The following is a 12792-nucleotide window of genomic DNA, read 5'->3' on the forward strand; positions in this document are numbered from 1 at the left end:
ACCCCCAAGGTTATTTGATAACGATTCTCAATACGTCTTCATTTTATTGTTATTTGTCACATTTGTAAAGGTTTTTGTCTATCTATAGTGAAAATCGTTCTCACTTATTGCAAATTTATGATATAGTTAGCGTATTGAGAAAGCGTTTCAGTTACACAAACAGCGAAAGATGTGGAGGAATTACACAATGACGATGGCCGTCCAAACGAATGACCTGTCTATTGGGTATAACGAAGACCTACTATTTGAGAAATTGAACTTATCCATACCGCGCGGTGAAATTTCAGTATTTGTTGGCAGCAATGGCTGCGGCAAATCCACACTTCTTCGCTCAATCGCGCGTTTACTTAAACCACAAGAAGGTTCGATTCTTTTAGAAGGCAAAGAAGTGCATCAAATGTCTTCGCGTGAAGTCGCGAAGACAATGGGCATCTTGCCGCAATCGCCAGTATCGCCTGAAGGCTTGACAGTCCACGATCTTGTAAAGCAGGGTCGATATCCGCATCAGTCATGGCTTAAGCGCTGGACAGAAGAAGACACGGAAAAAGTAGAAGCAGCGATGAAAGCGACACGTGTCGATGAATTTCGTGACAAACCGGTTGACGAATTATCCGGCGGCCAGCGCCAACGTGCCTGGATTGCCATGACACTTGCTCAAGATACTGACATCATTCTTCTGGATGAACCGACCACTTATTTGGATATGACGCATCAAATTGAAATCCTTGATCTTTTATTCGAATTGAATGAAGTTCATGGCCGTACCATCATTATGGTGCTCCATGATTTGAACTTGGCCTCACGATATGCCCATAACATCATCGCCATCAAAGACGGTGCTGTATTCGGCCAAGGCACGCCGGAAGATGTCATTAACTGTGATCTGGTCCGCGCCGTATTCGGCATGGAATGCCAAGTTTCTAAAGATCCGCTGTTTGGCACACCCCACTGTGTACCTTTTGGAAGAGGCCGTTGCATCGTCCCAGAACTCCGGAAAGCCAAACTTGGATCTTAATATGAAGGAATTAGAACTTTTTCAAGTGGCTGTGCAAGATGGCGCGACTGGGTTTATGACTGTCCAGGAAAGCATGGCCAGTCGAGCCGCCGACTTGTTCGCCGAAATCAGCCAAACAGTTGAAACGCCTAATAAAGCCGTAGCCTCGTCCATATTCATGCGGCGCTTCGGCTTTTTCGTTACCGCTCAGCTTTATTTACTGGCCCACGGAAAAATGTGGGACGGAGGGTTAAGCAACGTTCATATGGCAAAGAACGCTTCCGGAATTTCCTTCGCTATTGACAAACGGTTTCTACGCGAGCGCCGGGATGGCGATTTGGAGACTGTAATAAAAGAATACGCATTGCCGGCCGTTGAAGCTTTTCAAAAGATCGGCCATGTCTCTAAACTCATTCTCTGGGAAAACATTTGGGGTTATGTTATCTGGATGTATGGATTGCAGGATTCCGCACAAGCAGAGCGTGATGTAGAATTATTGATGGACACGGCCTTTTGGCAACCCGAAATGCGAAAATCGTTTTTCCGTCAATTTTTAGGTGGCCGTACATTTTCCGAAGCAAAGAGCAATTATAAACGTATCACGTGCTGCTTACTGAAAGAAATGCCTGATACCGATAAATGCCCTTATTGCCCGATGAACAAATAGACGCTCCGCAGCTGCGGAGCGTTTTTTTGTGGCGATGGAATCCGATTGAGCATCCATATATGGCTTACGCTCATCTACATGAATAACCTGCTCAAAGGCTGTTTTTCAAAAACTCCAGCCGGTTGCCGAACGGATCAGAAATGAAAAAGCGCTCGACTCCAGGAATACTGCCGTCATTTTTCACTTCCACTCCATTAGCTGCTAAGTGCTCTTGCATCAGCTCGAAACCACTTACTCCAAAAGCAGGATGCGCTTTTTTTGCAGGTATAAAAGGTTCTTCTATGCCGACATGCAGTTGATAACCCCCAAATTCAAACCACACGCCGCCTCTTCCCTGTAAGGAAACCGGTTTATCTACCTTTACCATTCCTAAGATGTTGCCGTAAAAATTTATAGCGGCTTGTTCACTATTTTTTGGCGCTGCTACTTGAATATGATCAATTTTTTCAATAAAAAAGCTCATTTCCACACCCCTTTTCTTTATAGCTTACTTGCCTTTCGCCATTAAGAAAAGTCGATCGTTTTTATTAATATCGATAAGATTTCCTTATCACTTTGCAAATCTTTATTCTTTCCCGTAGCATGAAGTAAAAAAGGGGATTTTCAATGGCCTTTCCTAATCAGCTTACCTATACGCTTGCTGCTCATTCTGTTGTAGTGGACCGGATACCGCGTCAACCGTTGTCGCAGGATTTAAGACCCATGATTGACGAAATCAAGCGATGGAGCGGTGCCCAAAACGACGGAGTAGCTGTCTCTTACTTTTTTCGGCAATATGCGCTATTTGTTTCTGCGCAATTTGATCTCATCACGAATCACAATAGCTATATCGCTTGTTCCTGGCAAAATCTCCAGTTTGACCGTGTTCTCAATTATGGCTATAACTTGCTGCAGACACATGTAGACTCGCGCTACTTCTCGACCATCCTTCCTGAAAAGCGCTTTGACGCTATCCATTTTGTATTGCATCAGCAAACTGCTGAGTTTATCACTGAATTCCGTAAGCTTGTCAAGATTTCACCGATTACGTTATGGGAAAACATTCTTGGTTCAGTCCTTTGGTTTTATGCGAGCCTCGAAAAGCGCAATCCTCGAAGAGCCGCCGAAGACATGGAGTGGTTGCTCGAGTCTGCTAACTGGCAACCGATCCGAACATCTTATATGCAAAAGTTGGTCGGCTCCCAACCGCTCGAACGTGCCATATCAAGTCCGCTCCGAAAAACATGCTGCTTGTACAAAGAATTGCCTCGGTTTGCGACATGTACATTTTGCCCTCAACCTAAATAAAACCGCCTCAGCTTTATGCTGAGGCGGTTTTATTTAGGTCAAATTCTCAAACACTTCATGGAGAATCTGGCTTGGAGAACTGTTAATTAAGTTTTTAGTCAAGCAGCTCGCGGGTTTTTTCGGCAACACTTTGGCAAATGTTTTAGCATGTTCAGCTTCTCCGACCACATGAATTTCATCCCATTTTCGCTCGTTTTTCAGCTTTTCTATTTTACTTCCCACTTCTTTATAAAAGCGCTCAAGGTTCTCTTTGAGTCTATGATCCAATTCATCGACAGGGCTTCCTCCGCCGCTTCCGCCAATGACCGGGCTATTGCCTCCAGCTGCACCGCCACCAACTGATCCCGCTCCTGACGCACCGGCTCTTCCCTGAACTCGGCTGGAACCACGGACACCTTTCTGTTCCGTCCATACTTCCAGTCCAGCATCGAATTCGTAGAAAAACTCTTCATTGATAATCCCCATAGATGTATCAATTACACGGATTCCTTTAGAGCTAGGCAAGACTATCCCTGCATAAGGATAGGCCTTATACATATAGCGCAATTCATCAAGCACCGGTTTTGTCTCCCAATGGAAGCTTGTTTTCACCGGTACCTGGACATAATGGACAAACCACAGGTCTTGATGCGGCGATGCAAAAATAATAACGCCTTTATGCAAGTCGTTCTGGTGATCCAGAATTTCACGTTCTACTTTTTTCTTCAGCTTTTTATAGGTATTTATTTCTTTCTCGTCTTGAGACGCCGTTAAGTATTCATCTAAACGCTTAAGGCCGTTTTTAAGATGGATTCTCCAAGCACCGTTTTGGGCTTCTAAGTCTGCTGGGTTGGTATTTAAGTAAACGCTCAAAACACACCGGTCTTCACAGGTAAAATTCTTTAATTCTTGGATTTCGTTATACAAGATCATGCAATCATCATCCTCCTTAAATTCCATCCTTGTTATACTGAATACCCCAAGACTATTCCCGTAAACGAGAAAGCACTTTCTTTTTGAACAATCTGACGTTTAAAAGAATTTCTAGGTGGTAAACAAGAAATGCAAGAAACTAAAAGGAGTGAGTAAAGAAATGGAAAACGTTGATAAAAAAGTAGAAGAAAAATTACGCACATTTGACGACGAAAAGAAAGAAGAAATTCTGGCCAATTTCAATCACTTCAAACAGTACTTGAGCGGGAAAGTTGAAATCGGTGAAAAAATGGGTTTAAGCGAAGAACGATTAGCGCAGATCACTCAAAAAGTAGCTGATTACTTAGCAAAACACGAAGAACCGAAAAACCGCGAGGAATATCTATTACAGGAATTGTGGAAAGTCGGGGACAAAGAAGAACAGCACATGATGGCACACATGCTTTTAAAATTAGTTAAACAAGAATAAACAAAACGGCCTTCCTTAAAAGGAAGGCCGTTTTTCAAATAGGTTAAACATTAACAGGTAGACAAATCCGCTGGCAATTGCCAGTATTCCTAAAATGGCAAACGTCCACCCAAAGCCAAACCAGGCAGTCATCGGTATTGATATCGGTGCAATCATGCGCCCAATCGTATAGCGCATACTGGCAGCCGCATAGTACTGCCCCCGCATGTCTTCAGGCGCAAGCTTTGATATGAAGCTTTGCTGCAATCCCACTATCATCAACTCAGCAAACGTAAAAATCCCCATGGCCACAACCATAATCCAAAAAAGCGTAGTTAACGGGAAGATCCACATTGCGACACCGTAAAGAACCGCTGCCATGAAAAACACTGATTTTTCCTTGAACTTTGTCATCCACCTTGTAACAATTACTGTAAAAAGTGCCACTAACAAACCGTTTTCAGCAAGCAAGAACCCGAATGACGTCTCTCCTGTGACTCTCCACTGCCAATCAAATAGCGAAGCCACCGTTTGAACATCAATGAATTCTTCTAAATATATTGGAATGAGCAAGTCCAATTGCATAAATGTCTGTGCCCCAAGAATTCCCGCAATGATGAATAATAAAAATAAACGGTCCTTAAATATTAAGCCATATTCATGAAATTGTTTTTTTACTGCAGAAATCCAATTTGGTGAAGTTTCGTTTCCCCACTTCTCCATAGTCTCCTGTGCCAACGTTTCATTTGTATAAAACCTCATTACCAACCCAAGCACCATGGAAATAAGAGCCACCCCAAGCAGCAACTCAAATCGGAAAGAGAAAAATAGCACTGCTCCGGCAAGCGGCCCGATAACCACAGCTATATTTAAGGTCGTATAAAAAATAGCAAATACATCGCTTCGGTATTTTTCTGGTATTACATCAGCTATCATGGCCTGACTAGCCGGCCAATAAAGAGAACTGCACATCCCGACAATTGTAAAAGCAGTAAATCCGAGCATCGGTGATTCAAGCCACGGCGAATTGGCAAAAGCGAACAAGAGAAATGCTATTCCTTGTCCAATCGACGCCACCATCAGCATTTGCCTGCGTCCATAGCGGTCTGCGCAATAACCGCCGACTAAATTGGCTGCCACCGAAAAAACTTGTGAGACAATAAGCAAAAAGCCTGCCATTCCTTTTCCGAATTCTTGGGCAAAGTAAATCGCCAAAAACGGAAATACCATCCAATAACTAGTATTCATAAAAAATTCGCCTATAAGGCGAACTTTCAAACTTCGATCCCAATCCTTGATCTTCATAAGTTTTCCTCGCGTTCTCTAAACTTCTCCAAGCCCCTCAGCCTGTTTGCTTAATAAATCAATTCCAGCAGTTTGTAGCTCAAACATATATCGATCATCAGCTCTTTGCGTTCTTTCGCAAATTGAACTACTATTCGCTCGTGATCACGGCCAATAATCTTTCCTGCCCCAAAAACTCGATGGCGGACTTTAACGCCTTCCACTAGCACATCGGCTTTTTGCACCGCATTCGGATTGTCCGGAACTTTCACATTGACCGGTTTTGACGGAACAGCCGGTTGTTTTTGGACTGCCTGTTTAACCGGCACCACAATATCCCGTACTTCGTTCATAAAACGGGATTCATTGCCATAGCTGATCAACTCCAAATGGTTTTTGGCGCGCGTCATGCCGACATAAAACAATCGGCGTGCTTCTTCCAACAAATCCGGTTGTTCCGCATCCTCTTCTGTCGGGATGACACCTTCTACCAGATCGATCATATAAACCCGATCGAATTCCAAACCTTTTGAGCTATGGAACGTCGACAGTGTCAGCATATCGTCTGTTTTTTCGGTCTTAGCTTGTTGTGTCACTTGTTCAAGTTCTTTTAAACGCTTAGCAAATTCTGTCATGGAAGCTAGCGGCTCCGCAATTTGTTCGAGTGTAACTAAAATCTGAGCCAAGTAATCCATCCGCATCCCGAACTTTTCAGCGCGGCTTGAAAGCATTTGGTCATAGCCAAGATCTCCTCGAATAGTCCGTATAACTTTTAGCGGCTTCATTGTTTTTAAAGATTCAAACCACTTTTTCTGTTCCCCTAAGATCTTAATCTGATATTCCTTTAAAGTGATATTAAGGTTGATTTCATCAAATGCGTTTTTATCGGTCGGCTTCATGCGGCTCAGCAATTTTAATTGCGAACCCGACCAGTAAGCATTGGTTTTTGAAGCAATTTTCGCGTAAATGTCCAGGCGCTCCGGCTTTAAGCTAAAGCGCATAAAATTCAGCATATCTTCCACGATCCAATGGGAGAAAAAACGGTTGTCCGCATCTTTCATATAGAACGGGATGCCGAGGCGATCCAGTTCGCTCATCAGCAACGTCGACGAAGAATTATTACGGTAAAGGATAGCGACATCGCCGAAACTCTGCAACTTCTGCAATTCCTTTCTCAGGTATTTCAATTGGTCTTCTTCAGAAGCAAGTTTTTTTAAGACAATTGGAGTGCCCTCTTCCTGCTTTGTGTGCATATTTTTATCGTGCCGCTTTTTATTGGACTTGATAAAGACATTTGCCGCATCAACTATATTTTTAGATGAACGGTAGTTCCGCTCCATTTTCATGATGTATGCAGTGGGATACACATCTTTGAACTTCAGTAAATAAGTCGGCTCTGCTGCACGCCATGTGTATATCGACTGGTCGTCATCTGCCACTACACATAAATTGTTATGCTGTGCTACCAGTTTTTCTACGATGGCATGCTGAATCAATGATGTATCCTGGCTTTCGTCGGTCATCACGTAGTCCCAGCGCGCTTGATATTTTGCCAGAAGCAACGCATCCCTTTCCAATGCTTCATTGGCAAGCGTCAGCATATCATCAAAATCAACTAACCTTACGTCATAGTTCTCCTTAAATGCTTCGTATGTTCTAAAAATTTCCACAGCACCTGGAAAAGGGCCTTCAAGTTTGCTCCATTTGGTTCTCGGCATCATTTTATTTTTTACAAAGCTGATAAAAGACGTTAATTCATCCAACTGGTCTTCCGTAATTGGTTCATCGTTCTCCGTCTGGTACATTTCGCGCAACAATCGTTTTTTGTGAAGGCCGTTTGTTTCACTGCCTTCTATCATCACGTAGCGTGAGCCTGCAAAGTACTCGCGTGTAATTTCAAAAGCCAAACTATGAATTGTCGAAAAATCGACAGGTGCTTGCCTTGGAAAAAAGCGCTTGTAACGCTCAAGCATGTCGACGGCAGATGCTTTGCTGAACGTAATTGCTTTGATTCGCTGCGGAGCGACTCCCTTTTCTTCAATTAAATAGCCGATGCGCATAATCATCGTTGTTGTTTTTCCAGAACCAGGGCATGCCAGAAGCAGCAATGGCCCTTCTGTGCGTTCTACTGCTTTTCGTTGGATTTTGTTCAATTGGACCCCGAGCTCCTGCTGTTTGCGTTCAAAAAATTGGCTCATTTGATCTTCCTCCGGTTTTAAGTCCTTTTATTTTAACATAAGAAAAGCGCAAGTGCCCGGTTAGCTTCGATAAACGCTGGAGGCCTTATGTGTCAAGGCGCTTTACTATGATATTGAGAACGAAGAGACCTTGAGAGTCTGGGCGGTGGAGTCTGGACACAAAAAAGAGCCCAGATAGATGAGCCCTTTTGCTTTAAATTTCGTGTTTCTAAACTTTTTTATTTTGAAGTTAGTATTTCACATACCCGGCCAACTTGGCCATCTTCTAGGCGCACTTTTATGCCATGGGGATGCGTCGCTGAGTTTGTTAATAAATCTTTTACTATTCCCCGAGTTTTCTTGCCTGTACGTTGATCTTGTTTTAGTATGACGTTCACTTCCAAGCCAGGTTTTACGTCGCTTCTTTTTTTGCCGTCCATCTCATTGCCTCCCACTTTTCTTCTATCATATCGCAAAACAGAAAAAAGCGGGGAACTCCCCCCGCTTAGTCCGTACAATTCAGTTAGAACCGGTCTTTGTTATCACGATTCAATCCAGTATTTGTATCGTCATCAATGTCGGCTTCCTCACGGCGAACCGTCTCATTGATGGTTTCTGTGTCTTGAACTTTGCGTTTCCCTACCACAATCTCTTCACTGACAACATTCGTTTTGTTGACTTCCACTCGCTCCTCTGTCAGAGGGATATGAATGCTGTCGCCTTCTTGATAAGCTTGTGCCGATACTCCGGAACCGCCAGTTTGGTTTGTATCTGAAACTTCTTTGTTTACAGGACGCCGTTCAATCACGATTTCTTCCCGCTCAACCGGCACATCAATGGTTCGTCTTTCTTCTACCACATGTTTTCCTATATTCACTTCTCCAGTTTGGACACGATCTTTATCGACTTGCAAGCGTTCCTCATGAAGTCGAAGCGTTTCCTCTTCTGTACCGGCAACACGATCTATGTCTGATCCACCTCGTGTACCAGGGCTTCCGGAAGTAAAGGCTCCGGCGTTGCGGTTAGTGTCAGCGCCAGTTCCTAAGCCTTGATTGTCATCAGCACGTCCTCTGCTGGTATCATACGTGCCGCTGTCAGTGCGGACTCCGCTTGTTGAATCATCATTTCGATCGGAATTGCCGCCGAAAAGCCCGCCTAATACGCCTCCGCTTTTCGACTCATTGTTTTGGTTCGAGTCATCTGATCCAAACAAGTTTGAACTCTGATTTGTGGTTGTGCGTTCTTCCGCACCTTGACCACCTGAACCAAACATACCAGATGAGCTATCTGGCGTCGCGCTGCTGTCCCGGTCACTATTAGTAGCTGAAAAATCGTTCGTATTCCGGTTCGGATTTGGCGTATCGTTCACCGTATCACCTGTCCCGAGTCCAAAACCGGTTCCCGTTTTGTCTCCAACTCCAGCTGTTTCTTCATAACTTGTATCCGCACTAGAACTCGGGCTCTTTGAACCATCAGCATACAAGTCTCTGCGATCTTCATTGAAGTACACATCGTTTTGGTCGTTTGTATCAACCGTCAATCCATCGCGTGCTACCGTGCCCGTGTCCACATAATTGGTACGGTCTGGTGACGGAGTGCCGTATGCAGCATTTTGCGGTGTTTCCGTGCTTTGTGTGGTGCTATCATAATCACGGTCAACGAATAGCAGGATCTTTCCATTCTGCACTTCATGATAGTACCGGTCCGCCTCATGCTCATCGACGCCCATGCCTGCAAATGCCTGGCGTACAGGCTCATTGCCGGATAGGAAACCCATGAATTTGTCTTTCCAGCCAACTTCGGCTGCTTTGTAATCAACATCTGTCCGTCCACGTACCATGGAAAGCTGATCTTCGTCCCGCGCCATAACATACATATGGTCTTCAGTAGCACCTTGTGCTTTTAGTTCTTCAATTTTTCTCAACACTTCTTGTTCAGTGTCAAACGTTCCCATAAACTTATTGTCGGCCATTTTCTTTTCCTCCAATTCATTATGTGTCGATGAAAATCTTGCTTGATTTAAAAATACCCAACTACTATTTTCTCAAACATTCCAAGTAATTGACCTTTTGTCCTGGGAGCAGGCGAAACACTCGAATCCGGCGAAAAATCATTGGCGTTTTTGGGTGCCTCCTTTCCTTTCACCTACTTCTTTTTTGAATATATCTCTACTCTTCTACTACCCTGTAGAGGCACCTAAAAACACATGCGCCCAATAATTCCAGCGGTTTCTTTCGTTACCTTTCAAACAATCCGCACTCATCAAAAGAGCCTTTAGACTGTTATAGTCTAAAGGCTCTTCCTCTCAAAATATGCTTAAATCCCATTCTTTTGAAATTTGCCGCAGCATCATTGTCCCTGCTGCGCTATTGCCTTGTACGTCGATTGCCGGTCCATATACCCCAATACCGGCACCAGCCCGAAACTCATAAGTTTGTGAATGCAGTTTCGGGGGAACGGCTGCCAAGATTCCTCCTGATACCCCGCTTTTAGCCGGGATGCCGACATGCGCTGCAAAGTTGCCTGAAGAATTGTACATGCCGCACGTTACCATCAATACTTTCGCCACCTGGGCTATTTCTTCCGAAAAATGCTTTACTTTCGTAATTGGATTAAACCCATCATACGCAATGATCAAGCCAATCAATGCCAAATCTTTAACGCTGACTTTGACAGAACATTGTCTAATGTAAATATCCAACGCTTCTTCCACTTCAATTTCTAAGAAGTTTGCTTCTTTTAAATAATAAGCCAATGCTCGGTTACGATGGGACGATTTCCACTCCGAATCATATACTTCACGGTCCAATTCCATTGGATGGCCGACCAGCTCTTCGAGAAATGAAGCCAAATACTCGTACTTTTTCTGGCTTGTTCTCCCTGGAAGAAGCGCCGAAACCGTAATTGCCCCAGCATTGATAAAAGGATTGAACGGCTTATTCGGACGGTGGATTTCAAAAGGAATGATGGAATTGAATGCTTCCCCGGTCGGTTCCACATCCACTCTCTCCAATACAAATTCCAAGCCATAGTGGCAGCATAAGGCGATAAACGTCATGACTTTCGAAATACTTTGCAAGGTGAATTCCTTGTCCGTATCTCCGGCGCAATAATAGTTGCCGTCTTCATCGACCATACAGATGCCGAGCTGGCTTGGATCGACTTTTCCCAGAGCCGGTATATATTGCGCAGTAGTTCCCAATATTGCATGCCCTTTGTTCTCTTCGACCCAGGCTTCCAGCTGCTCAAGGATTTTCGGATTGTTTTGCATGCAGCTTCCTCACTTTCAAAAAACCCCTTTGCCTAAACAAAGGGGTTAAATTTTAAAGTTTACTATACCAAGCTTTTGCTGCTTCTACTTCAGACATTGTCAATTGGTGACCATGACTTTCCCAGTGCAAGTCTACTTTAGCACCAGCGTTTTGAAGAAACTGTTGCAAATCTGTCGACTCTTCAGCCGGGCAAATCGGATCGTTTGTGCCCGCAGCGATAAACACTGGTGTACCGCTTAAATCCGGAAGTTCCGTCTCGCGGTTTGGCACCATTGGGTGATGCAAAATAGCTCCTTTCAATGCGTCAGCATAAGTAAACAATAAATTTCCTGCAATGTTGGCGCCATTCGAATAGCCGATTGCAATAACGTTGCTGCGGTCAAAGCCGTATTTCAGAGAGGCGTGGTCTATAAAGTCATAAAGTTCTTTTGTACGAAACTCCAAATCCTCCATGTCAAAAACACCCTCAGCCAAGCGTTTGAAAAAGCGTGGCATACCATTTTCCAAAATATTTCCCCGTACACTGAGAACAGATGCACTTGGGTCAATATGTGCTGCTAAAGGCAATAAATCGCGTTCATTGCCTCCTGTGCCATGAAGCATCAGAAAAGTAGGGCTTACCGGTTTTGAACCTTGTTGAAAAATATGTTCCATTGATATAAAACCTCCATTTTTAATAACCATCTTTATTTTTTCCCTTTATTTAAGAAAATGAAACTTATCTCGAATTCAAGATAATTTTATCATACTTTTAGTTGAAGGTTCAAATAAAAAGATATAAAACAAAAAACCGCTTAGAAAACAAAGCGGTTTCAAAACATATTCATATAGCAGCTTTCAGCAATTCTTCCAAATTTTCTTTAGAGAAACGATAATTTTCATTGCAGAAATGGCATTGTGCTTCAGCTTGGCCATCTGTCTCAATCATATCTTGTATTTCTTCAGAACCTAAGCTTTGAATTGCATTGGAAATGCGTTCCCTAGAGCATTGGCACTGGAAATTGACTGGCATAGTATCAAGGAATTTGACGTTCCCTTCGCCAAGCACTGCCACCAAAATTTCTTCCGGAGTCATTCCGTCGCGCACCATTTTTGAAATTGTCGGGATTTCTCTCAGACGTTCCTCGATGCCAACAATGACTTTTTCTTCCGTACCCGGCAGCAATTGAATGATGAAACCGCCTGATGCCTGAATAGAGTTATCCGGATTCACGATCACTCCAACTCCGACAGATGACGGTGTCTGTTCAGAATTGGCAATGTAATTTGTAAAATCTTCGCCAATTTCGCCGGAAATTATCGGCACTTGCCCAACATAAGGCTGCAGCAATCCGATATCCTTTGACACCGATAAAGTTCCTTCGGTCCCGACCGCTCTTCTGACATCTAATTTGCCTTTGCTATTCAAATCAAAATGCGTTTGAGGATTTGAAACGTATCCGCGCACTTCTCCGTGCGCGTTAGCGTCCACTAAAATCGTACCAAGCGGACCGCCTCCATTAATTTTAATGGTCAACTTTTCTTTACCTTTCATCATGGCACCGAGCATGACACTTGCTGTCATTGAACGGCCAAGTGCTGCTGAAGCAGTCGGCCATGTATAATGGCGACGCTGCGCTTCTCCAACCGTTTCGGTCGTGCGGGCAGCATAGGCACGCACTTGTCCATCGTACGCCAAAGCTTTCACCAAATAATCATTCTTCATATTTTCACGTTCCTTCTATATAAAATAACTTCAGTTTGATCGATTT

The 12792-nt window shown here is 43.7% G+C and carries 13 protein-coding genes; 4 read left to right on the forward strand and 9 right to left on the reverse strand.

Translation table 11 applies throughout. The annotated features are described in order from the left end of the window. Positions 1–187 precede the first annotated feature (187 nt). Positions 188–1015 (forward strand): ABC transporter ATP-binding protein, encoded by an 828-nt coding sequence (locus tag B0H99_RS12105; RefSeq protein ID WP_106533944.1) that lies wholly within the window; start codon positions 188–190, stop codon positions 1013–1015. 1 nt (position 1016) lies between these two features. Next, positions 1017–1661: a hypothetical protein gene (locus B0H99_RS12110; protein ID WP_146137267.1), complete on the forward strand. Its 645-nt coding sequence runs from the start codon at positions 1017–1019 to the stop codon at positions 1659–1661. Positions 1662–1752: 91 nt separating this feature from the next. Here B0H99_RS12110 and B0H99_RS12115 read toward each other — a convergent pair whose 3' ends face one another. Continuing rightward, positions 1753–2124, reverse strand: coding sequence for a VOC family protein (locus tag B0H99_RS12115; protein ID WP_106533946.1), 372 nt, complete (start codon positions 2122–2124; stop codon positions 1753–1755). A gap of 143 nt (positions 2125–2267) precedes the next feature. Here B0H99_RS12115 and B0H99_RS12120 point away from each other — a divergent pair, with 143 nt between their 5' ends. Beyond that, the gene (locus B0H99_RS12120; protein ID WP_106533947.1) at positions 2268–2948 is read left to right on the forward strand and encodes a hypothetical protein; all 681 of its coding nucleotides are present in this window, start codon (positions 2268–2270) and stop codon (positions 2946–2948) included. A gap of 33 nt (positions 2949–2981) precedes the next feature. Here the strand turns inward: B0H99_RS12120 and B0H99_RS12125 are convergent, their stop codons facing one another. Next, entirely contained in the window at positions 2982–3860 is an 879-nt protein-coding gene (locus B0H99_RS12125; protein ID WP_106533948.1) for a VLRF1 family aeRF1-type release factor, read from the reverse strand. A 160-nt stretch (positions 3861–4020) separates the two neighbouring features. On the opposite strand from B0H99_RS12125, the gene B0H99_RS12130 reads away from it, so the two are divergent. Then, entirely contained in the window at positions 4021–4329 is a 309-nt protein-coding gene (locus tag B0H99_RS12130) for a DUF3243 domain-containing protein (RefSeq protein WP_106533949.1), read from the forward strand. A 15-nt stretch (positions 4330–4344) separates the two neighbouring features. Here B0H99_RS12130 and B0H99_RS12135 read toward each other — a convergent pair whose 3' ends face one another. The 7 genes from B0H99_RS12135 to hslO form a co-directional block, all read right to left on the reverse strand. Then, complete coding sequence (locus B0H99_RS12135; RefSeq protein WP_106533950.1) at positions 4345–5613, reverse strand: MDR family MFS transporter; 1269 nt, start codon at positions 5611–5613, stop codon at positions 4345–4347. Positions 5614–5663: 50 nt separating this feature from the next. Continuing rightward, the gene (locus tag B0H99_RS12140) at positions 5664–7790 is read right to left on the reverse strand and encodes an ATP-dependent helicase (protein WP_106533951.1); all 2127 of its coding nucleotides are present in this window, start codon (positions 7788–7790) and stop codon (positions 5664–5666) included. 218 nt (positions 7791–8008) lie between these two features. After that, positions 8009–8209 (reverse strand): YwbE family protein, encoded by a 201-nt coding sequence (locus B0H99_RS12145; protein ID WP_106533952.1) that lies wholly within the window; start codon positions 8207–8209, stop codon positions 8009–8011. Between the two features lie 83 nt (positions 8210–8292). After that, complete coding sequence (locus tag B0H99_RS18075; RefSeq protein ID WP_245894522.1) at positions 8293–9741, reverse strand: DUF2382 domain-containing protein; 1449 nt, start codon at positions 9739–9741, stop codon at positions 8293–8295. A gap of 333 nt (positions 9742–10074) precedes the next feature. Next, the gene (locus B0H99_RS12160; protein ID WP_106533953.1) at positions 10075–11040 is read right to left on the reverse strand and encodes a glutaminase; all 966 of its coding nucleotides are present in this window, start codon (positions 11038–11040) and stop codon (positions 10075–10077) included. A gap of 52 nt (positions 11041–11092) precedes the next feature. Further along, positions 11093–11695 carry an alpha/beta hydrolase gene (locus tag B0H99_RS12165; protein ID WP_106533954.1) on the reverse strand — a complete coding sequence of 201 codons (603 nt, stop codon included), beginning with the start codon at positions 11693–11695 and terminating at the stop codon, positions 11093–11095. Between the two features lie 169 nt (positions 11696–11864). After that, positions 11865–12746, reverse strand: coding sequence for an Hsp33 family molecular chaperone HslO (hslO, locus tag B0H99_RS12170; protein ID WP_106533955.1), 882 nt, complete (start codon positions 12744–12746; stop codon positions 11865–11867). Positions 12747–12792: the final 46 nt, after the last annotated feature.

Source organism: Planomicrobium soli (genome assembly GCF_003014655.1).
Classification (GTDB): domain Bacteria; phylum Bacillota; class Bacilli; order Bacillales_A; family Planococcaceae; genus Planococcus; species Planococcus soli_B.

What these genes read in the sequence shown, in the direction of transcription:
- B0H99_RS12105 (WP_106533944.1), top strand. Translation starts at nt 188, where the DNA reads ATGACGATGGCCGTCCAAACGAATGACCTGTCTATTGGGTATAACGAA.
- B0H99_RS12115 (WP_106533946.1), bottom strand. Translation starts at nt 2,124, where the DNA reads ATGAGCTTTTTTATTGAAAAAATTGATCATATTCAAGTAGCAGCGCCA.
- B0H99_RS12135 (WP_106533950.1), bottom strand. Translation starts at nt 5,613, where the DNA reads ATGAAGATCAAGGATTGGGATCGAAGTTTGAAAGTTCGCCTTATAGGC.
- B0H99_RS12130 (WP_106533949.1), top strand. Translation starts at nt 4,021, where the DNA reads ATGGAAAACGTTGATAAAAAAGTAGAAGAAAAATTACGCACATTTGAC.
- B0H99_RS12110 (WP_146137267.1), top strand. Translation starts at nt 1,017, where the DNA reads ATGAAGGAATTAGAACTTTTTCAAGTGGCTGTGCAAGATGGCGCGACT.
- B0H99_RS12165 (WP_106533954.1), bottom strand. Translation starts at nt 11,695, where the DNA reads ATGGAACATATTTTTCAACAAGGTTCAAAACCGGTAAGCCCTACTTTT.
- B0H99_RS12140 (WP_106533951.1), bottom strand. Translation starts at nt 7,790, where the DNA reads ATGAGCCAATTTTTTGAACGCAAACAGCAGGAGCTCGGGGTCCAATTG.
- hslO (WP_106533955.1), bottom strand. Translation starts at nt 12,746, where the DNA reads ATGAAGAATGATTATTTGGTGAAAGCTTTGGCGTACGATGGACAAGTG.
- B0H99_RS12125 (WP_106533948.1), bottom strand. Translation starts at nt 3,860, where the DNA reads ATGATCTTGTATAACGAAATCCAAGAATTAAAGAATTTTACCTGTGAA.
- B0H99_RS12145 (WP_106533952.1), bottom strand. Translation starts at nt 8,209, where the DNA reads ATGGACGGCAAAAAAAGAAGCGACGTAAAACCTGGCTTGGAAGTGAAC.
- B0H99_RS18075 (WP_245894522.1), bottom strand. Translation starts at nt 9,741, where the DNA reads ATGGCCGACAATAAGTTTATGGGAACGTTTGACACTGAACAAGAAGTG.
- B0H99_RS12120 (WP_106533947.1), top strand. Translation starts at nt 2,268, where the DNA reads ATGGCCTTTCCTAATCAGCTTACCTATACGCTTGCTGCTCATTCTGTT.
- B0H99_RS12160 (WP_106533953.1), bottom strand. Translation starts at nt 11,040, where the DNA reads ATGCAAAACAATCCGAAAATCCTTGAGCAGCTGGAAGCCTGGGTCGAA.